The sequence below is a fragment of the Kribbella sp. NPDC051718 genome (genome assembly GCF_040681515.1).
Classification (GTDB): Bacteria; Actinomycetota; Actinomycetes; order Propionibacteriales; family Kribbellaceae; genus Kribbella.
Map to the genome: position 1 here is coordinate 532,969 of NZ_JBFAYZ010000002.1, position 21,263 is coordinate 554,231.

Consider the following 21,263-nt stretch of genomic DNA (forward strand, 5'->3'; position numbering starts at 1 on the left):
GTAGCACCCGGCTGCCCGATCAGGACACGAACTGAACCTCCGGGAACGCCTGCGACTGCTTCTGCAGCAGCGGTTGCGGCTGTCCGCGCAGGAACTGGTCGAAGAACGCGGTCAGGTACGTCCGCTGGGAGAGCAGCATCCGGTGCCGGTCGAGGATGCCGCCGACGTTGGCCTGGACCTGGACAGCCCCGTCGTCGTCCCCGGTGAGCCCGTAGAAGATGTCGTAGAAGAAGAACTGGTAGTCGGAGAAGCCGAGGTGGTTCGTGCCCGGCAGCTGCAGGTTGACCTTCCACCCCTTCTGCTGCTGCCAGAACGTCGCCCACGAGATGTCGAACGTGTCCGGCTTGCCCGGATCCGTCCGCTGGCTGCCGTCCGAGCCGAAGAGCATGAACGGACGGTCCAGACCGTGCAGTGCGGCCGGCCCGAGCGGACCCTTCTGCATGTCGTAGGCCAGCGTGCCGTCGAGATCCACCCCTGCTTTGATCCGCGGGTCGGCCAGCATCGCGTTGGCCGTCGTGTGCCCGCCGGCCGAGAAGCCGAACATCCCGACGCTGTTGATGTCGATCGCCTGCCGCAGACCGCGCGGCAACTTGCGCCGCTCGGCATCCGGGTTGAGGCCGAACGCGAGCAACGAGATCTTGTCGAGCACGAACCGCGCATCCGCCACCCGAGCGTCGACAGCCGCCTTCGTCTCGTCCGCAGTCGGCAGCAGTACGTCAGTACCCGGTACGAACCGCCCGCCCGGGAACTCGACCGGCCCCTCGTGCGTGTGGTCCATCGTCACCACGATGTACCCGCGGCTGACCAGCTCCTCCACCTGAGCAGTCCCGTAGAACCGGCTCAGCGGATAGCCCGGCGAGTACAGCACGACGGGATGCCGGCCGAGCTGCGCCGGTACCCCGACCTGGGCATGCGTGTCGCTCCCCGCAAAGTCGAAGACCGGGTCATCGAGGCCGAACGCGGCCTTGGCCAGGCTGTGGCTCAGCACGTCCGCCGTCTTCGGCGGCATGTACTTGGCCAGTGGACCCTCCGTACGAGGCCGCGCCGGGTACCAGACGCTGACCATCAGCTCGCGCTTGCCGCCCGGCGCGCTCGCGTCGTCACGGGCCTGGTCGATCAGGTGCAGCTCGATCGTGCCGATCTTGTCCGGCCCGGTCGGATCGGGCACGTGGATCTTCGTCGGCGGGTACGTCGCCGTGGCGCCGGGCGTCGCGAGGGCGCCGCTGACGGTCGGCCCGCTGTCGCGCTCGCCGATCGGGTACGCCTGAGCGAGCGCGGGGACCGACAAAAAGACGCTCGCCGCCAGGCCGGCACCAACGACCCGGCGGCGGCTGAAGCTTCGATTGTTCGTCATGCGAATCATCAAAGCCCTCACGACCGCCGGCCCGGGGCCAACACCGGATCGAGTCCCCGTCTCAACTTCATGACAACAGCTGCGCCCGAGCTAGTGACAACCGATGGGCTGGTGGGTTATCAATAGCGCAATCCTGTTCATAGATGCGTGAAGTGAGGCACTCGTGAGCATCTTTGTCCGCGTTAAACGTTCAGCAGTCATCGCCGGGGCATCCCTGGCCTTAGTAGCGGGTGCCTTGGCCAATGCCGTCGGCCCCGCCAGCGCAGAACCGGCCGCAGCCGCGGCGGGCACGTCACTGGGCGCAGTGACCGACTTCGCCGCCGACGGCGCGCAGTACACGCTGTCCGCCGGTACTGCGAAGGTGCGGGTCGTCTTCGTCAAGGACGACGTGTTCCGGATCTGGCTGGCCCCGGACGGCATGTTCACCGATCCGGCGAACACCCCACCGACGGACCCGACCGCCCCGGCGTCGAACATCGTCACCAAGACCGACTACGCCAAGCCCGCGACGAGCTGGACCGACAAGGGCAGCTACTACTCGCTGACGACCGGCAAGGTCGAAGTACGGGCGAACAAGTCGCCGCTGCGCTTCTCGCTCTACCGGGCGAACGGGCAGCAGGTCTGGTCCGAGACGGCACCCCTGTCCTGGACCGACAGCTCCACCAGGCAGTCGCTGAGCCGCGGCGCCAACGAGCAGTTCTTCGGCGGCGGCATGCAGAACGGCCGCTTCTCCCATCGCGACCAGACCATCACGGTCGCCAGGGACTTCAACTGGGAGGACGGCGGCAACCCCAACGCCTCTCCGTACTACATGAGCACTGCCGGGTACGGCGTACTGCGGAACACGTTCGCGCCGGGTAGCTACAGCTTCACGAGTCCCGTCGTCACCAAGCACGACGAGAAGCGGTTCGACGCCTACTACTTCGTCGGCGACCTCAAGACCTCGCTCGACCGCTACACCGAGCTCACCGGCCGGCCGTTCATGCCGCCGATCTACGGGCTCGAGTACGGCGACTCGGACTGCTACAACCGCGGCCACTACGCGACCGACCCGGACCCCAGCAACGACTGGAAGGTCAACCCGGAGAAGACGACGACGCTGGACGCAGTGAAGGTCGCACAGAAGTTCCAGGACAACGACATGCCTGGCGGCTGGATGCTCGTCAACGACGACTACGGCTGCGGCTACTCGGCCAACACCGAATCGGAGCAGGTCGCCGGCACCTGGTGGGGCAAGCGAGACATCCCCGCGCTCAAGCAGACCGGCGACGAGCTGCGCAAGCGGAACATCCAGATGGGCCTGTGGACCCAGTCCTCGCTCGACCGCCAGCCGGCTGAGGTAGGCGAAGCAGGAGTCCGCGTACGCAAGCTGGACGTCGCCTGGGTCGGCCCGGGCTATCGGTACGCGCTGAGCGCCTGCGACACCGCACACGACGGCATCGAGCAGTACAGCAACGCCCGTGGCTACGCCTGGATGGTCGAGGGCTGGGCAGGTGCGCAGCGGTGTGCAGTGCAGTGGACCGGCGACCACAGCGGCTCGCTGGACGCCATCAAGTGGCAAATCCCGGCTATCACCGGTTCCGGCAACTCCGGAATCGCTTACAGCGCAGGGGATGTCGACGGAATCTTCGGCGGCTCCCCGGTCAGCTACACGCGGGACCTGCAGTGGAAGACCTTCAACCCTGCCTTCATGACGATGTCCGGCTGGGCGACCCCGGCGTTCAAGCAGCCGTGGACGTACGGCGAGCCCTACACCTCGATCAACCGCAAGTACCTGAAGCTGCGCGAGCGCCTGCTCCCCTACTTCTACTCGTACGCCGCTGAGGCCCACGCGACCGGTGCTCCGCTGGACCGCTCGCTGGTGCTCGAGTACCCGGACGACCCGAACACCTGGGGCGACGCCGCGAAGTACGAGTTCCTGGCCGGCAAGGAGTTCCTGGTCGCACCGTCCTGGAGCGCCGACGACGTCAAGAGCGGCATCTACCTGCCCAAGGGCAACTGGGTCGACTACTGGACCGGCAAGGTCTACACCGGCCCGACCACGGTCAACGGCTACCACGCACCGCTCGACACCTTGCCGCTGTTCGTCAAGGCGGGCGCCGTCGTACCGATGTGGAAGAGCGGCATCAACAGCGCCGCCGAGCAGGGCTTCGGTGACCGGCTCACCGTTGACGTCTACCCCGAGGGCAAGTCGTCGTTCAGCCTCTACGAGGACGACCGCGTCACCCGCGACTACAAGCAGGACAAGTCGGCCTCGCAGCTGCTGGAGGTCACCGCACCCGTCGCGGCCCGCGGCGACGTCACCGTCAAGATCGGCGCCAGCAAGGGCTCGTACGCCGGCAAGCCGAGCGCACGTCCGTACGAGCTGACCGTCCACACCGGCACCGCCCCGCGCGACGTCTCGGTGGACAACGTCCAGCTCAACAAGCAGGCCAGCAAGGACGCGCACCTCGCAGCCAGCACCGGCTGGTACTACGAGAACGGCGTCGTGCTCGTGAAGACCGCCTCCATCTCGACGGCAACGACCGCCACTGTCCGCCTGGCCGGCACCACCTCCGTCGGCGGCGGCAAGGCAGTCCTGGAGTCCACCGGTACACCGGAACTCTCCTCGCCGGCTCTGTGGAACGCACCCGGCCAGGCCACCGAGCTGACGGCCAGCTTCACCAACCCGAGCGACGCGACCATGCGCGAGGTGAAGCTCGCGCTGGACCTGCCGGCCGGCTGGACCTCGACCGGGACGAGCACCTTCGCCAAGGTCGACCCGGGCAAGACTGTCACCACCAAGCTCGCGGTGACGCCCGCGGCCTCGGTCAAACCGGCGAGCTTCACCTTGCGGCTCGATGCGACGTACCAAGTGCATGATGACACCTACAGCAACAGCACGGTGGCGACCGCACAGTTGCCTTATGCATCGTTGTCGCAGGCGGCGACTGTGGTCGGCATCAGCGACGCGAAGACCTTTGTCCAGGGCAACTTCGACGGCTCGGGCAACAGCTTCAACGGTGAAGCACTGGCCGCGGCCGGCTACACCCCGGGCGCCAAGGTCACCGTGCAGGGCGCCGACTTCACCTGGCCGACCGGAGCACCCGGTACGCCGAACCTGGTGAAGAACCAGTCCGCGCCGATCCTCGTCTCGGGCACCGGATCGTCGCTGGCCCTGCTGGGTGCCGGCGCGAGCCTGAACGCCAAGGGCGACGTGACGATCATCTACTCCGACGGCACCGAGTCGAAGTCGGCACTGCAACTACCGAACTGGTGCTGCCAGGACCCGGCGACCGGTGGCGCGAAACTCGCCGTCTCGATGAAGGGCCGGTATACACAATCCGGTCTGGCCAACACCACCACGGACTACCGGGTCTTCTACACCGCCGTACCGGTCACCCCGGGCAAGACGGTGAAGGCGATCAAGCTGCCCGGCGGCGGACTCGGCTTCTTCGCGGCGACCCTGGCGGACAAGCCGTTGCCTCCGGCGCCGACCGGACAGCCCTGGGTCAGCGATCTGGAGTTCGTCGACTCGAGCAACGGCTGGGGTCCGGTCGAGCGGGACAAGAGCAACGGGGAGGACGCGGCCGGTGACGGCGCGACCCTGACGCTCGACGGAACGCAGTACGCGAAGGGACTGGGTACGCACGCACCGTCGTCGGTGACCGTGCGGCTCGGCGGCAACTGCACCGGCTTCACCGCCAAGGTCGGGGTGGACGACGAGATGGAGGACCGGGGCAAGGTCAGCTTCAAGGTGCTCGTCGACGGTGTGGCGAAGTACACATCGGATCTGCTCACCGGAACCTCGCCCACGGTGCCCGTCAGCGTCGACACGACCGGTGGCCAGCTCCTCACGTTGCAGGTGACCGACGCGGGTGACGGCGTCACCAGCGACCATGCAGACTGGGCGGAGGCGCGGCTGACCTGCAAGAACGCCTGACCCGGCAGCCGGCCGGAGTCCGCGCAACCGACTTTCGGCTGGACTTTCCCTGAGCTACCCCGGAACCCACCTGTCACTCGTCCCAGGGGACGGTACAGGTGGGTTCCGGTGGTATCTCGGCCCTCGTCCATGACAAGGTCTGACCTGGCACCACGAAGCAGCGCCATGGCCCCCTCCCATGGTGGTGCCAACGCCACCGCGAAAGTGGTGCCAACACCATCAGATCTGGTCCCCGATACGACTACTTTCGAAGTAGACGAAAGCCGTCGGGGGCAGTGGTTTCAGAGAGGGCGCGTGGGAGTCATGGTTGCGACATACCTGAAGAGATGGGTCGGCAGCCGAGTCTTGAGCCGAACCACTCGCAAGGGTGGTCTGAACTTGTCGAAGATGCGGGTCTTCCCGCGCCAGGTCTCGATGCCGCTGCGGCGCGCCGGCCTCGACCCGGTGCCCGAGCTGGCCGCGATCCGCGAGATCGAGCCGATGCACAAGCTCGCCAACCTGTTCGGGCTGAACGTCTGGATGGTCTCCGGCCACGCCGAGGCCAAGGTCGTGCTGGCCGACTCCGTCAACTTCAGCAACGACATCCGGCCGATGATCGGCTCGGACCCGAACAAGCCGTCCGAGGGCATCGGCGGCCTGGGCTTCACCGACCCGCCGGACCACACCCGGCTGCGCAAACTGCTCACCCCCGAGTTCACCAAGCGCCGGCTGGCCCGGCTGGAACCGATGATCGAGAAGATCGTCAACGACCAGCTCGACCTGATGGAGGCCAAGGGCCCGGTCGTCGACATCGTCACCGACTTCGCCTTCAACGTGCCGTTCCTGCTGATCGCCGACCTGCTCGGCGTCGAGGAGCAGGATCGCGATCGCTTCCGCGCGCTCGGCCCGGCCCGGTTCGACCTGTCCGGCGGCGGGATCGGCGTGTTCGGCTCGGCCAGCGAGTCGCGCGAGTTCCTCTTCGAGATCGTCGGCAAGCAGCGCAAGAACCCCGGCGACGGCCTGATCGGCTCGATCATCCGCGAGCACGGCGACGGGATCGACGACATCGAGCTCGGTGGGCTCGCCGACGGCGTCTTCCTCGGCGGCTACGAGACCTCGGCCAGCATGCTCGCGCTCGGCACCCTGGTACTGCTCCGCGACCCGGAGATCTTCGCCCAGCTGCGGACCGAGCCCGAGTCGGTCGACGCGATCGTCGAGGAGCTGCTGCGTTACTTGACAGTCGTCCAGGTCGCCTTCCCGCGGTTCGCCAAGCACGACCAGGAACTGTTCGGCCAGCAGGTCAAGAAGGGTGACCTGGTCGCCGTCTCGCTGTCCGGCGCCGACCGGGACAGGGCCGTTTTCGGCGACGACTCCGAGGATTTCTGGCCTCGCCGCGCCCCGGCCGCCCACCTCGCCTTCGGCCACGGCATGCACCGCTGCGTCGGCGCCGAGCTGGCCCGGATGGAGCTCCGCGCCGCCTTCCTCGCGCTGGCCAACCGCTTCCCGGACCTCTCCCTCGCGGTCTCCGAGGACCAGCTCCGGTTCCGCGACTTCTCCATCGTCTACGGCGTCGAATCCCTCCCGGTCCAGCTTCACTCGGTGGCCGGTACACAGCAGGCGGCCGGCTGAACCGGACCGACCGGAACCTGCCAGCTCGTGACAGCGGCCCCCTACGCCGCCACAATGGGCGGTCTCACCTGGACGGTGGGTGACGACAAGGGGAGGGCGGGCGATGAAGGCGGGGCAGTTGTCCGCACAGATCGCGGGAGCGATGACGCTTGCCCAGTCCGGCGGGCATGTCGTCGCCGCTGCCCAGATCGACGCCATCCGCGCCGCGCTCGCCGGCGTACCGAGTTATGAACTGGCCGCGGCGGAGTACGTGCGCGGAGTGACCGCGCACCACGCCAGCGATGCCGACGAGTCCCTGGCGGCGGTGGACGAGTGCCTCGCCGTCGCGCGGGCGATCGACGAGCCGGGCTGGGAGGCCAACGCGCTCGCCATCCGGATCATCACGCTGGCCCGGAGCGGTCGTGGTGGCGACACGATCAACGACCTGGTCGCCGCCGAACATGCGTTGGACCGGACGACGGATCCGGGGCTTCGCGGCTGGGCGCATACCGGGCTCGGTTACGCGTACGACGTACTGCGGCTGTTCGAACTCTGTATCCCGCACTACGAGATCGCCGTGGGAATCGAGGACGACGCGCTACCGCTGCCCGAGTCGCCGGCGATCGACCGGCTCAATCTGGCCGAGACGCAACTGCGCTGGGCGCATGAGCTCGAGCGCCTCGGCGACCCGTCGTACCGGGCCGAGATCGAGGTACGGCTCGCCTCGGCCGCGCACTGGGCCCGCGAGGCGGAGACGGTGATCGTCGAGGACGAGAGCCAGGAGTTCTGGCGATTGAGTGCGCGGCTGTGGCTGGCCGCGGCAGCAACTTCGACCGACCCAGCCGCCGCGATCAAGGACCTGACGGAGTGCCGCGACGAGATCAGCAAGCTCGGCGAGACCGAGCGGCTGGCGATCGCGAGTTCCTACCTGGCAAGGGCTTTCGCCGAGCAGGGCGACTTCGAGCAGGCGCGGATCGCGGCCGATCGCGCGATCGAGGATCTGATTCCGCTGTCCGATCCGTCGACCGAGTTGCTGGTGCTGCAGACCCGGTCCGAGCTCGCGGTCCGGCTGGGTGAACGCGGTGCGGAGTCCGCTCTCGACTACGCCCAGTCCGTGGCTCGCGCTTGGTGGAAAGAACGTCGGCGGGGGTTGAACGCAGTACGGCAGGCCCTGATCGCGCATGACCTCTCGGCCCGCCACGATGCCGAGTGGCACGCCGCTCGGCAGGACGCGCTGACGGGGATCGGCAACCGGCGTGCGATGGACGAGCGGCTGACCGCGGCCCGCGACTCGCAGCGCGCGGTGACGTTGCTGGCCATCGACGTGGACGACCTCAAGATCGTGAACGACACCTTCGGGCATGCCTGTGGGGACGAATTGCTGCAACTTGTGGCGGATCTGCTGGTAGAACAGGCACGTGCCACCGATGCCGTGATTCGATCGGGAGGGGACGAGTTCTTCGTGGTACTGGACCAGCCGGACGCCAAGGGTGGCGCGCAGCTGGCCGAGCGGATCCGCGCCGCGGTGGCCCTGGTGGCCGCCACGACGGCCAAGCCGTGGCTCAGCAAGCTGAGCCTGAGCATCGGGTACGCCGCGACCGCGGAAGGTGTGCCCGTCGAGCTGCTGATCCCGATGGCGGACAGCCGGCTGTACGAGGACAAGCGCCGTTCCAGGTAGCCAGAGCGACATTCGAGCGGGAGGTTGGGTGCGGGAGACGTCGGGGGTGACCGCGCGGATCGCGGCTGCGATGACGCGGGCCCAGTCGGGCAACCCGGCCGGAGCAGCGACCGAGATCCGGCTGCTGCTCACCGAGCTCGGTCCCGAGCCGAGTAGCGAGCGCGCGGCCGCGGAGTACGTCCGCGCCGTCGCCGCCCACTACACCGCCGACGCCGAGACCGCGCTGGACGCCGTCGACGGCTGCATCCGGGTGTCCCGCGCGATCGAGGAGCCAGGCTGGGAAGCCAATGCGCTGGCGGTCCGGATCGTCACCCTGATCCGCACGGGGCAGGGCGGTGACTCGGTGGCCGACCTGGTCGCGGCCGAGAACGCCTTGGCCAGGACGAAGGATCTGGGGCTGGCGAGCTGGGCGCATACGGGGCTGGGTTACGCGTACGACCTGCTGCGGTTGTTCGAGTTGTGCATCCCGCATTTCGAGTTCGCCGCCGCGGCAGGGGTGGATCCGCTCGGATTGCCCGAGTCGCCTGCGATCAACCGGATGAACCTGGCCGAGTCGAACATGCGGTGGGCACACGAGATGGAGCGGCTGGGCGATCCGGAGTACGACGCGGAAATCGTCCGCCGGCGCCATGCAGCCAAGCACTGGGCGGCGGAGGCCAATGAGGTGATCGTCCGCGCCAACCTGATCGGCTACTGGCCGATCGCCGGGCGGATGTGGCTCGCGGCCAGCGATTTCGAGGCGGATCCGGCGGAGGCCGCGGTCATTCTCAAGGACTGTCGCGACCAGTTGGTCAAGCTGGGTTCGCCCGAAATGGCTGCGATCGCCGGCGCTTACCTGGCCCAGGCCTATGCGTCGATGGGCCGGCTCGACGAGGCGATGGAGGCGGCCGAGCGGGCTGCGACCGATCTGCCGCCGACCTCTGATCCGCCGGTCGAGGCGCTGGTGCGGCATACCGCCGTACGGATCGTGGCTGACTCCGGGGACGGCGGCGCGTCGTCAGGTCTGCAGTACGCACGAGCGATCACGCGTGGCTGGTGGGCCGAGCGGTTGCGTGGCCTGTACGCCGTACGCAGCGCGCTCGCGACGCATGAGCTCTCCATCCGGCACGACGCCGAGTGGCGGGCCGCACGCGAAGATCCGTTGACCGGCGTCGGCAACCGCCGGGCGCTGGACGAGCGGATGGGCGCGGCGCTCGACTCGGGACGCTCGATCGCCGTGCTCGCGATCGACGTCGACAACCTGAAGGTCATCAACGACAGCCACGGCCACGCCTGCGGCGACGAGGTACTACGCCGCGTCGCCCAGCTCCTGACCGAGCAATGCCGCGCCGACGACGTCGTCGCCCGAGCCGGCGGCGACGAGTTCGTCATCGTCCTCGACAACCCCGACGGACGAGGCGCCGGCGAGTTGGTCGAACGCATCAAAGCAGCCGCCGACCTGGTGGCCCGAGGCGCCGCCCAACCCTGGTTCGCCATGCTCCGCCTGAGCGTCGGCCAGGCCAGCAGCACCGACGGCACCTCGATCACCGAACTCCTCACCATCGCCGACCGCCGAATGTACGAAGAAAAACGCCGCCGCCGCACCTCCCTGAGCTGACCAGCCCACCCCGCGGCGACACCTGCCCGCACACCGGCTCGTGGCGCTGCGCGCCACCTCGCCTCCGCCCGGACGCTGACGGCACCGACCTCCCCGACCCCGATCAGCCTCACCTGTAGCCCGCCTCACCACCAGCTCGAACCGACCGGCCCTCACGACCAGCTCAGTCGACCCGTTACTCACCACCAGCTCGAGCCGGCCCCGCCCTCACCGCCCCGCTCGCGGCGCGTAGCGCCGCGAGCGGTCATGTTGTGAGAAAACCTTCTCTGATGAGGTTTGCGATTTTCGGGAGGTAGTCGGCGTGCAGGTCCTCACGTTCCAGCAGGCTGGCAAGGGCGTCCAGGATCTGGCCGACGGTGAGTTCGCCGTCGCAGGCACCGACGAAGCCGGCCAGGACCGTGTCCACCTGCTCGGCCCGGCGCATTCCGCGTTGTCGGCGGAGCACGATCGTCGCCGGATCCTCGGCGCCGGGCTGACCCGCCGTCTCCTGCACGATGTCGTCGGCCATCGTCAGGTACAGGCCAGTCAGGTCCGCCGGCAATCCTTCGACCCGCTCGAACCGATCACGCACATGCGGACCGATCGGCTGCTCGATCTCGTACGGCCACTCCTCCGCGTCCATGCTGCCCGCAACGTTGTGCAGGTTGATCCATCCCATCCCGATCGCCTCGACCTGTTGCTCGTCGAGCCACCGCAACCAGGCGTCGTACCGACTCGTGTACTCCGGACGCCCCTGCAAACCCGCATCGCGCAACCACAACTCCACGTACTCCGCTGGATCGAGCTGCTCGCGTTGCACCGCCCACCCAGACCGATCACCAGTCCATCCCGCGATGCGCTCCCGCCAGTCCTGCCCGCGAACGCAAGTCCAGTTGGCGAGCAACTGACACCAGCCGCCTTCGGTCAGGTGCTGCGGAGCCTGCCGAACCAACTGCTCGACAACGGCATCCCCCGCGAACCCCGTCTCGCGATAAGTCAGCCGCGCATCGGCCGCCGGAGGTGCGATCACGTACGGCGGGTTGCTCACGATCAGATCGAATTGCTCGCCCGCAACCGGCTCGTAAAGACTTCCATCGCGTACATCGAGCTCGACCCGGTTGAGCGCCGCCGTCCATCGGGTCAACTGCAGCGCCCGCGGATTGACATCGGTGGCAACGATCTGGCCGACCCGATCAGCCAGATGCAGCGCCTGGATGCCACACCCCGTCCCGATGTCGAGCGCCCTCTCCGCCTTGATCGGCACGGTCAGCTTCACCAGGCTCAGACTCGCCGGCGCGATCCCCAGCACGTAGTCCGGCCGCATCGGCTCACGCCGGCCATCCAGCCCCGGCGTGAGATCCGCGATCACCCACCAATGCCGGTCGTCCTCGGCATACGGCCGGACGTCGAGCGCCGCGGCGACCTGATGCCCCGCTTCCCGTAAGATGCCCAGGGCAAGCAGTTCGGTCGTATCGCCCGGGAATGCTTTCTCCACAAGGTCTCTGGGCACCGCCCGTTGGAGCAGGAACAGCCGGATCATCGTGTCGAGCGAGTCGCCGGTAGCCGTGTGCCGGAAAGCGAGGGTGGTCTCATTGCGCGCCAATGCATTGTCGGCCGATGCACCCAACCGCGCCGCAACGCCTTCCACCGTGTACGCCGCGGCCTCGAAGGCGGCACGCAGCCGATCGACCAGACCCGCAGGCAACTCTTGCTCTTCCATGTCGCTATCCTCGCAGGCCGTCGCCGGCACACCGGCGGTTATCCACAGGTTTGCGAATGCCCGGTCCGGAGGCCCTGCGAACTGGCAGGATTTCAGGTGTCGGAGGTCAGCACAATCAATGCTTGTCGAACGAGGGGAAACGCGATGAAGACGCGAGTGGGTGTCGCCCTGGCCGCGGGACTGGTGGTCCTGGCCGGTTGCGGGGCGTCGGGTCTGGAGACAGGCGCCGGCACGGTCGAGAAGAAGACCGCCTCGGCATTCCTGACCACCACCGAGGGCGACTGGCACAAGGAGGTCGACGCCGAGTCCAACAAGAACCTCGACCAGTCGGCGCGCTGCTACTTCGTGACCGGTGCCGATGGCAAGCAATCGCTCGGCACGCTGGCCTGCGGCCCGATCCGCCGGCTCGGCACCCCCGAGCGCCAGGTGTGGGACGTGCTGCCGATCCAGACCACCGGCGGCGACAAGCCCGGCTTCGAGCCGGCCGACACCGACCAGTGGCAGAAGTCCCAGGTGCGGCCGGGCAGCAGCACCTTCTGGCGACCGGACGACAAGAAGGCCGACGACAACGCGGACGCGCTGGCCGCGCCGCCGGCACCGGCCGCCCAAGCCGGGCTCACCACGGTCAGCGACAAGAGCGAGAAGCTCGATCTCAAGCCGGCCACCGGCAAGCTGATCGTCCCCGACGGCACCCTCACCCTGAAGGGCCTCGCGACACCGGAAACCATCGGCGCGGGCACCGAGGTCAAGGCACCGGCCAGCGGCGAGAAGTTCGTCGTGGCCGTCTTCAGCACCACGCCGACCCTCGACCCGCTGACCGGCAGCTCGGCGGTCAACTCGGGCACCTCCAAGGCCGCCTTGACCAAGTGGACCGTCACGGTCGGCAGCGAGCAACGCCCGGTGGAGGTGTTCCCCGCCGACGGGTCGGAAGCGGCCGCCGCCGAGCGGACCCTGGTCGCGTCGGTTCCGAAGGACGCCTCCGACCTGACGCTGACCGCGACCAACGCCGGCGTGGTCCAGAAGCTCTCACTCACCACCGGCGAGCGCACGACGACCGATGTCGCGGCGGCGTACTACCGCACCGGCGTCTCCGTCGACCTGAACAAGTCGTTCCCGCTCACCGTCCGGAACATCGGGGTGTACTACAAGAGCTCCTACCTGCTCTCGCTCAAGAAGGCAGCGTTGACCCCCTGGGATCCGACCAAGGGCTGGGCCCCGGCCGGCAAGGCCTGGTTGCGGGTCCAGACAGACTCGAAGCTGGACTTCAACTACATCCTCTACAAGACCAGCTGGGTACCGCCCTTCCTCACGGTCACGGCCGATGGCGCCCCGATCCCGCCAGTCCCAGGCGCCGAGACCCTTGACGTGATCCCGATCCCGGTCCCGGCCGCCACCAAGGTCGTCCAGCTGACCGCGAAGAGCGTCCTCTCGTTCACCGCCATCGACTCCGGCGCCACCCCGGCCTCGGGCACGGTGACGTTCCCCACCCTGACCGCTACCGCAACCTTCCAGTAGTCAGCCGGCTCTGGCGGTCGCGTAGAGAACTGTGCCGGACTCGATGAACGCATCGGGGTCCAACCGGCTCAGCTCCTGCTCCGCGGCCGCCAGGCAGGCTGTACGGCGGTCTGCCGGCAGCTGCTCGATCCGCCGGGCCATCGCGCCGATCACCTGCGAATGTGCCAGGAACTCACGCGCGGTCGGCTGGTGCCGGAACCGCTCGACGCTGATCTCCACCTCACCGAACCCCGCCGTCTGCAAGGCGATCCGGAGCTTCGCAGGATCGGAGGTGATGTCGTTCGAAGGCATCTGCGGCGACGGATCCGGCGGCGCACCATGCTCGTCGATCACCCGCACCCACACGTCGTACGCCGGATGCGGATCATGCCCCGCCCAGGTGACGGCCCCGAACGCCCCACCCTCAACCAGCACCCGTCGCACCTCGGAAAGCGCCACCGCCAACTCAGGCAGATGAAACAACACAAACGGCATCACCAAAACATCAACCACCCCGGCCCTGAACGGCAACGCCTGAGCATCACCAGCCACCCGCCCGAACTGCGCCGGCGCCAGCCGCAACATCTCCTCAGTCAGATCGACCCCCACCACCCGAGCCCCCGGATTCCCCTCAGCCAAATGCCGAAGCACCAACCCCGGCCCACACCCCACCTCCACAACCCAAGCCCCAACCCCACCCACAACATTGCCGCTTGGGGGTTGTGGGGTGAGTCGTAGGCGGTTGGCTAGGGCTCGGCCGTGGGCTGCGAGGGTTTCTGCCCAGGGGCCTGCGTATGTTGTGGCGACTCGGGCGTAGTTTGCGCGGATGGCCGCGGTGGTCGGGTCGGACGCCGTGGTTGGGTCGGGCCGCGTGGTTGGGTCGGGGGGCGGGGGCACGGCGGCGGGTGGGGTCAGAAGTAGTACGGGGTGGCGGTGCGGAAGAGGTCGAGGAGTTTGGACTTGACCTGGTCGCGGTGTGGGAGCTGGACGTTCGGGTGGTCCTCGTCGAGGCGGACGCCGTGGTCGGCCAGCAGGTAGACGACGCGCAGGGTGCGGAGGGTGTTCGTCTGCTCGGGGCGGAAGCCGGCGGCCGGTAGTGTGCCGAAGGCGCGGATCGCCGGATCGAGCCAGCCGACCGCGTCCTCCTCGGACAGATCCTGCCGGGTCAGCGCCACGGCGAGGGCAAACCCCAGCCGATCGTCCTCGAGATCGCGCAGCACGTACTCAGTCGGTGTCAGGAGCCGTCCGATGCCGAGCCGGAGCATCTGCACCGGCTCGACGGCCTGGACCCGCGCCAGCGCCCCCAGGAGATCGCTCCCGTGTGCCACGGCGTGCAGCCACCCGAGCTTGGGGTCGAAGCCGCGCAGATCCTCCTCAGCCACGTACCAGCGCTCGAACGGCGGCACCCAGGACGGCTCGAAGACGCCCTGCGAGACGATCGAGTCGAGGATCAGCGGCGCGAACGTACGCGCCTGGATCTCCGAGTCGGCGAACCGGCCGATCATGTCGTCGCCGAGCGCCCGCAGCTCGGCCGGCCCGAGCACGCCGTTGCCGATCCAGGTGGCCAGGGTCGAGTACGCCTGCGCGTCGCGGATCTGCGGATCGGGCGACCGGAGCATCGCCGAGAGTTCGGTGACCAGCTCATCGACCGGACGACCAGCCGGTACGGCGAACCCGTCCGCGCGCACCTGCGCCCAATCGGTCATGCCCCGCAGGCTAACAAAGCCCGAGGCCGCCCGGCAGCCCCGTTCGGTGAACAGTCGTGACGACCGCAAGCCCGGCCACATTGCGGTTCCGATTCGATCGATGCACTCGGCGCCGAATATCTGCAGCTTGCTGCAGAAAGGGTTGCCACCGGATGCGGCATTCTCCTTAGTCTCCGAATATCACCACGACAAAGGAGAAGAAATGAAATTCATTCGGGGGATGGTTTCGATTGCGGTGACCTTCGGTGTCATTCTGGCCGGCAGCCAGGTGGCCAATGCGAGCCCGGACACCGCGGCGGTCGTCGGCAAGGCGCTGGCGGCCCGCGGCCCGGAAGCGACCGGAGCGGCCCGGCCGGGAGTCGAGGTCCGCGACGCCACCAAGAGCGTGACGGTCTCGTCGGCCGGTGTCTCGCACACGATCAGCGCCAAGGACCGACGCAACTCGGTCGTCCGGCAGCTCCCGGACGGCGGCCAGGTCATCACCGTCCTGCGCAGCGGCGACACCGCACGGTACGAACTGGGCCTCGCGCCCGGCTGGCGGCTCGAACAGGCCGGGGCGGGCTACCAGCTGACGAAGCCCGGAACGGACCTGGTAGGCGTCGTGGAGGCCCCCTGGGCGGTGGATGCCACCGGACGCACGCTCAAGACCTGGTACGAGGCGTCCGCAGGCAGTGAGCTCGTGCAACGCGTCGACACGGCCGGCGCCCAGTACCCGATCACGATGGACCCGAAGCTGACCTACGGCCGCGGCATCTACCTGAACATGCTCGGAGCCGAGGTCCAGTTGACGCTCGGCGCGCTGATCGCCGCCGGTGGCGCCGGCGCCTACATCGCCTGCAAGGGCATCGCCAAGCTGCCCGGAACGGTCCAGAAGATCGTCAAGGTGATCTGCGACGTCGCGCCGAAGATCTCGCTCATCGGTATCTTCAAGACGATCAAGAGCCTGGGCGAGATCCAGGCGAATGCCTGCTACCAGCATCGCATCGTGCCGAACACCGGCAACTGGAAGATCGTCGGCCAGAAGAACTGCCGCTGACCGATTGAATTCCGGCGGCCACCCGAAGAATGGCGGCCGCCGGAAAAGGAACCGGCTCGTGAAATATCCGGATCACTCCGGATATTTCACGAGCCGTGGCGGCCAGGACCCCTCAGCCCGGCCGGGCCTCGCACCGCCGGGCGGGAAACCCACCCGGCGGCCGTCTGTCAGGCGTCGCGCTTCTTCGCGACCGCCAGGGCGATCACCAGCAGTCCGATCGCCCAGCCGGCGAAGTAGACCAGCGACCACCCCGGCGACATCAGCGCGTCGGTGCCGGTGGTGCCCGGGCCCTGGTCGCCGTTGATGAACCAGCTGGCCCGGCTGAACGGACCCCAGTCGTTGATGAACTCGCCGACCTTCGGGATCGTCTGCGCGATGCCCTCGATCAGCAGCGGCCAGCAGATCACGATTGCGATCGCGCCGGCGCTCTGCCGAACCAGGATGCCGACCGCGACCGCGATCAGCGCGGCCAGGAAGTAGACGACGCCGATCCCCAGCACGGCCCGCCAGTCGGCGCCGCGCGACAGCGCGAAGTCAGCCTTCGGGACCAGCACGGTGCCCAGGCCCAGGGCGACGAAAGCGCTGACCAGGCCGATGACGGCGCAGAGCGTTGCGGCGACCAGTGTCTTCGCCAGCAGGACCGGGGTCCGCTTGGGCACCGAGAGGAAGCTGGTCCGGATGGTTCCGAACCGGTACTCCGTGGTGACCGAGAGGGTCGCCATCACCATCATCACCATCAGGCCGAACAGGTAGAAGCCGACCGCGTCGGCGGGCCGCCAGGTGCTGGTGGTCTCGTCCGGTCCGAAGATGAATCCGAGGGTGATGAACCCGTCGGCCAGCACCAGGGCGAGCACCATGCACCACCACGGTGAGCGGGTGCTGAAGAGCTTGATCCGCTCCACGGTGATCAGGGACATCAGTTCTTCTCCTCTTCGGCCACGACGACCTCGGCCGCCGCCAGCGGCGGTGCCAGCTCCGAGTCGTGCGCGTGGTACTGGACCGAGTCACCGGTCATCTGCATGAAGGCGGCCTCCAGCGAACCGCGCTGCAGGCTCAGCTCGTGCAGCACGATGCCCTGCGCGGCGGCCGCCTCGCCGATCGAGTCGGTGGTCACCTCGCCGTCGACGAACAGCACCTTGCCCTCGTCCTCGACGTCCTCGATCCGGGTGATCAGATCGCTTTGCTGCAGCAGGCTCTGCAGCTGGTCCAGCTGCGGGCTGCGGACCTTGATGCTGCTGCCGCTGGCGTTGTCGACGAAGTTCTTGGTGCTGGTCTGCGAGATCAGCCGTCCACGGCCGATCACCACCAGTTCCTCGGCGGTCAGCGCCATCTCCGACAGCAGGTGGCTGGAGACGAAGACTGTCCGGCCCTCGTCGGCCAGCCGGTGCATGAACTTCCGGATCCAGACGATGCCCTCGGGGTCGAGGCCGTTGACCGGCTCGTCGAAGAGCAGGATCTCCGGGTCGCCCAGCAGTGCGCCGGCGATGCCGAGCCGCTGGGACATACCGAGCGAGAAGGCACCGGCGCGCTTGCCGGCCACCTCGGTCAGGCCGACTGCCTCGAGCACCTGGTCCACTCGCGTCTTGGGCAGCTTGTTGGAGGCCGCCATCCAGGCGAGGTGGGCCCGGGCCGACCGGTTCGGGTGGACCCACTTGGCGTCCAGCAGCGCGCCGACCTTGCTGAGCGGCTGCTTGAGGTCGCTGTAGTGCTGGCCGTCGATCCGGACGTCGCCGGAGGTCGGGGTGTCCAGGCCCAGGATCATCCGCATGGTGGTCGACTTGCCGGCCCCGTTCGGGCCCAGGAAGCCGGTCACCTTCCCCGGCTTCACCTCGAATGAAAGGTTGTCAACGGCAACGGTAGCGCCGTATCGCTTGGTGAGGCCTTTTGCCTCGATCATCCCGTACTCCTCGTTCGGTGGCGCGCCAGTGTGTTCATGGGCGGGCAGTTCGTCCACCTCAGTATCGAGGTCCGGCCGGGTCATCACATCGGACCCCGGGCGGATCCGGTGTGTCCACCCTTAGGTGGATTCTGCCGCCCGCCGGACCCGGGATGCCATCGGTTGACCCCCTGACCCGACCCCGACGATCCCGTACTCCGGCGCGCCGCACATCCGACCAAAGTCGACGACTGATGGCCGAACGTCTTGTCCGGCAAGCAAATGAACGTGACTTCCGGCTGATGGTCGACCCCGGAAGAAGCGGCCCGTGCAAACGAAAGGCCCGCCGGAGCGAACTCCGGCGGGCCTGTTCGGCGTACTACGTCAGGCGGCGATCGTCGCCTCGGCGGGGGTGTCGGAGATGACCGACTCCCGGCGCTTGGAGACCACCACGGCCGCGACGATGATGACGAACGCGACGACGGCGATGATGATCCGCAGCGCCGTGTTCTTGTCCTCACCGATCGACGACATCCCGACGACGGCCGGCGCGATCAGCACCGAGACCAGGTTCATCACCTTGATCAGCGGGTTGATGGCCGGGCCGGCGGTGTCCTTGAACGGGTCGCCCACGGTGTCACCGATGATGGTGGCCTCGTGTGCCGGCGAGCCCTTGCCGCCGTGGTTGCCGTCCTCGACCAGCTTCTTCGCGTTGTCCCAGGCGCCACCGGAGTTGGCCAGGAAGACGGCCATCAGGGTGCCGCTGGCGATCGCGCCGGCCAGGTAACCGGCCAGCGCCGAGGCGCCCAGCCCGAAACCGACGGCGATCGGGGCCGCGATCGCGAGCAGACCAGGAGTGGCCAGCTCACGCAGCGAGTCGCGGGTGCAGATGTCGACGACCTTGCCGTACTCCGGCTTGCCGGTGCCTTCCATGATCCCGGGGATGTCGCGGAACTGGCGACGTACCTCGTAGACGACCGCACCGGCGGCGCGGCCGACGGCGTTGATCAGCAGTCCGGAGAACATGAACACGACGGCCGCACCGATGATCAGGCCGACCAGCGTTGACGGGTCGAAGACGAGCGCGTCCATGTTGAACGCGGCGTCGCCGGCGTCGTTCAGCACGGCGTAGATCGAGTCCGTGTACGACCCGAACAGCGCGGTCGCCGCGAGTACCGCGGTGGCGATCGCGATGCCCTTGGTGATCGCCTTGGTGGTGTTGCCGACGGCGTCCAGCTCGGTCAGGATCTGGGCCGCCTCGCCGTCCACGTCACCGGACATCTCGGCGATGCCCTGCGCGTTGTCGGAGACCGGACCGAAGGTGTCCATCGCGACGATGACGCCGACGGTGGTCAGCAGACCGCCACCGGCCAGTGCGATCGCGAACAGCGCGAGCACACCGGAGCCACCGACCAGGAAGGCGCCGTAGACAGCGGCGGCGATCACCAGGGCGGTGTAGACGGCGGACTCGAAGCCGACCGAGATACCGGACAGGATGACGGTGGCCGCACCGGTCAGCGAGGTCCGGCCGACGTCCTGGACCGGCTTGTCCTCGGTACCGGTGAAGTACCCGGTCAGGGCCAGGATGATCGCGGCCAGCACGATGCCGATGATCACCGAGACGGTGGCGATGACCCGGGGGTCGCCGTCCTGCGCCGCGATCGCCGCGGTCGCGCCGGTCAGGTCGGCGAACTTGCTCGGCAGGTAGGCGAACGCCGCCACCGCACACAGCACGGCCGAGATCGCCGCGGAGATGTAGAAGGCCCGGTTGATCGTCCGCAGACCGTTCTCGCCGGCCCGCGGCTTGGTCAGGAAGACGCCGATGACCGCGGTGACGGCGCCGATGGCCGGCACGATCAGCGGGAAGATCAGGCCCTGCTCGCCGAAGGCGGCCTTGCCCAGGATCAGCGAGGCGACCAGCATGACGGCGTACGACTCGAACAGGTCGGCGGCCATACCGGCGCAGTCACCGACGTTGTCGCCCACGTTGTCGGCGATCGTCGCGGCGTTGCGCGGGTCGTCCTCGGGGATGTTCTGCTCGACCTTGCCGACCAGGTCCGCGCCGACGTCGGCGGCCTTGGTGAAGATGCCACCGCCGACCCGCATGAACATGGCGAGCATGGCGGCACCGAAGCCGAAGCCCTCGAGCACCGTCGGGGCGTCACCCTTGAAGAGCAGCACCACCAGCGCGGCGCCGAACAGGCCGAGGCCCACGGTCGCCATGCCGACGGTTCCACCGGTCCGGAACGCCACCCGCATGGCGGGCTCGCGGCCTTCGTCGCGGGCAGCCGCGGCGACCCGGACGTTGGCGCGGGTCGCGAGCCACATCCCCAGGTAGCCGATGGCGGCCGAGAAGCCGGCCCCGATCAGGAAGAACACCGAGCGGAAGATCTTCAGCGTGGTCTCGTTGCCGCCGTCACTGTGCACAGGCAACAGGAACAGCAGCAGGAACGCCACCACGGCGAAGATCGACAACGTCCTGAACTGCCGGGACAGATAGGCTGCAGCGCCTTCCTGTACCGCCTGGGCGATGACCTTCATGTTCTCGGTGCCATCGTTCGCGGCAAGCACCTGACGACGGAACACCAGAGCGATGGCGACCGCGAGGATCGCGATCACTCCGACAACGGCGACCAGCGTGGTGTTGCTCGACGAAAGATCCACCGCTTGTACAGCAAGCGACGACATCCGTCCTCCTTGTAGGCAACCCCTCAGGGCTGAACGGCCCCCGTACTGCCGCACACCGAAGGGTTGAGAATTACGACACAGCGCCAAAGGCCTGGCGCGGTGGGTCACTCTAACGGGTCAACTACCAGACCTGATGACAGGGTGGTCTACGTCATACCCGCCACCGACGGCCGACAGCTCACCGTCTGTGATCGCGGGGACACCTTTTCCCTTGCCCCGCGATCGGACCGGGTCCGCCTCAGATGGCCGAGGCGACGTCCGGATGGATCTCGAAAGCCTTGTCCAGATGCGTGATCCGGAAGATCTTCAGCAGCCGCTCGCGGGTGCAGACCAGCGACAGCGAGCCGTCGTGGGCCTCCATCTTCCGCAGCGCGCCGACCAGTACACCGAGCGCGGCGGAGTCCATGAACTCCACCCTTTCCAGGTCGACGACCAGCTGGTGGTTGCCCGCCTCGATCAGCTGGTCGAGTTTGTCGCGGAGCTTCGGCGCGGCGAACGCGTCGATCTCCCCACCCACCTCGACGACAATGCGCGCGCCTTCCGCGCGCGTCGCCAGCGACAGATCCACTTCGGCCTCCGATCCCGTGAACTGTTGCATTCAACCATGTACGGACCGTGAGTAGGGC

Annotated in this window: 14 protein-coding genes; 6 read left to right on the forward strand and 8 right to left on the reverse strand. The window is 68.0% G+C overall.

The features are described from left to right. Positions 1-19 precede the first annotated feature (19 nt). The gene (locus AB0M15_RS09165; protein WP_363815618.1) at positions 20-1,354 is read right to left on the reverse strand and encodes a hypothetical protein; all 1,335 of its coding nucleotides are present in this window, start codon (positions 1,352-1,354) and stop codon (positions 20-22) included. 304 nt (positions 1,355-1,658) lie between these two features. Here AB0M15_RS09165 and AB0M15_RS09170 point away from each other — a divergent pair, with 304 nt between their 5' ends. The 4 genes from AB0M15_RS09170 to AB0M15_RS09185 all read left to right on the forward strand — a co-directional run bounded on the left by AB0M15_RS09170 (position 1,659) and on the right by AB0M15_RS09185 (position 10,138). Then, a complete protein-coding gene (locus AB0M15_RS09170) occupies positions 1,659-5,276 on the forward strand; it encodes an NPCBM/NEW2 domain-containing protein (RefSeq protein ID WP_363815620.1) in 3,618 nt (1,205 codons plus the stop codon). A 387-nt stretch (positions 5,277-5,663) separates the two neighbouring features. Further along, positions 5,664-6,884, forward strand: coding sequence for a cytochrome P450 (locus AB0M15_RS09175; protein ID WP_363816581.1), 1,221 nt, complete (start codon positions 5,664-5,666; stop codon positions 6,882-6,884). A gap of 103 nt (positions 6,885-6,987) precedes the next feature. Continuing rightward, on the forward strand, positions 6,988-8,541 hold the full coding sequence (locus AB0M15_RS09180) for a GGDEF domain-containing protein (RefSeq protein ID WP_363815622.1): 1,554 nt from the start codon (positions 6,988-6,990) through the stop codon (positions 8,539-8,541). A gap of 28 nt (positions 8,542-8,569) precedes the next feature. Further along, positions 8,570-10,138, forward strand: coding sequence for a GGDEF domain-containing protein (locus AB0M15_RS09185; protein WP_363815624.1), 1,569 nt, complete (start codon positions 8,570-8,572; stop codon positions 10,136-10,138). A gap of 244 nt (positions 10,139-10,382) precedes the next feature. On the opposite strand, the gene AB0M15_RS09190 is transcribed toward AB0M15_RS09185, so the two are convergent. After that, positions 10,383-11,837 (reverse strand): class I SAM-dependent methyltransferase, encoded by a 1,455-nt coding sequence (locus tag AB0M15_RS09190; RefSeq protein WP_363815626.1) that lies wholly within the window; start codon positions 11,835-11,837, stop codon positions 10,383-10,385. 144 nt (positions 11,838-11,981) lie between these two features. On the opposite strand from AB0M15_RS09190, the gene AB0M15_RS09195 reads away from it, so the two are divergent. After that, positions 11,982-13,352 (forward strand): hypothetical protein, encoded by a 1,371-nt coding sequence (locus AB0M15_RS09195; RefSeq protein ID WP_363815628.1) that lies wholly within the window; start codon positions 11,982-11,984, stop codon positions 13,350-13,352. Here AB0M15_RS09195 and AB0M15_RS09200 read toward each other — a convergent pair whose 3' ends face one another. Next, positions 13,353-14,228 (reverse strand): class I SAM-dependent methyltransferase, encoded by an 876-nt coding sequence (locus AB0M15_RS09200; RefSeq protein WP_363815631.1) that lies wholly within the window; start codon positions 14,226-14,228, stop codon positions 13,353-13,355. Between the two features lie 14 nt (positions 14,229-14,242). Next, complete coding sequence (locus AB0M15_RS09205) at positions 14,243-15,037, reverse strand: DUF2785 domain-containing protein (RefSeq protein WP_363815633.1); 795 nt, start codon at positions 15,035-15,037, stop codon at positions 14,243-14,245. 202 nt (positions 15,038-15,239) lie between these two features. Between AB0M15_RS09205 and AB0M15_RS09210 the strand changes: the two genes are divergently transcribed. After that, a complete protein-coding gene (locus tag AB0M15_RS09210; RefSeq protein WP_363815635.1) occupies positions 15,240-16,073 on the forward strand; it encodes a hypothetical protein in 834 nt (277 codons plus the stop codon). Between the two features lie 167 nt (positions 16,074-16,240). On the opposite strand, the gene AB0M15_RS09215 is transcribed toward AB0M15_RS09210, so the two are convergent. The 4 genes from AB0M15_RS09215 to AB0M15_RS09230 all read right to left on the reverse strand — a co-directional run bounded on the left by AB0M15_RS09215 (position 16,241) and on the right by AB0M15_RS09230 (position 21,205). Then, a complete protein-coding gene (locus AB0M15_RS09215; protein WP_363815636.1) occupies positions 16,241-16,990 on the reverse strand; it encodes an ABC transporter permease in 750 nt (249 codons plus the stop codon). Continuing rightward, positions 16,990-17,970 carry an ABC transporter ATP-binding protein gene (locus AB0M15_RS09220; protein ID WP_363815638.1) on the reverse strand — a complete coding sequence of 327 codons (981 nt, stop codon included), beginning with the start codon at positions 17,968-17,970 and terminating at the stop codon, positions 16,990-16,992. Before AB0M15_RS09220 ends, AB0M15_RS09215 begins: the two co-directional genes overlap by 1 nt. A gap of 363 nt (positions 17,971-18,333) precedes the next feature. Then, the gene (locus AB0M15_RS09225) at positions 18,334-20,637 is read right to left on the reverse strand and encodes a sodium-translocating pyrophosphatase (protein ID WP_363815640.1); all 2,304 of its coding nucleotides are present in this window, start codon (positions 20,635-20,637) and stop codon (positions 18,334-18,336) included. 238 nt (positions 20,638-20,875) lie between these two features. Continuing rightward, the gene (locus AB0M15_RS09230) at positions 20,876-21,205 is read right to left on the reverse strand and encodes an STAS domain-containing protein (RefSeq protein WP_343967641.1); all 330 of its coding nucleotides are present in this window, start codon (positions 21,203-21,205) and stop codon (positions 20,876-20,878) included. Positions 21,206-21,263 lie beyond the last annotated feature (58 nt).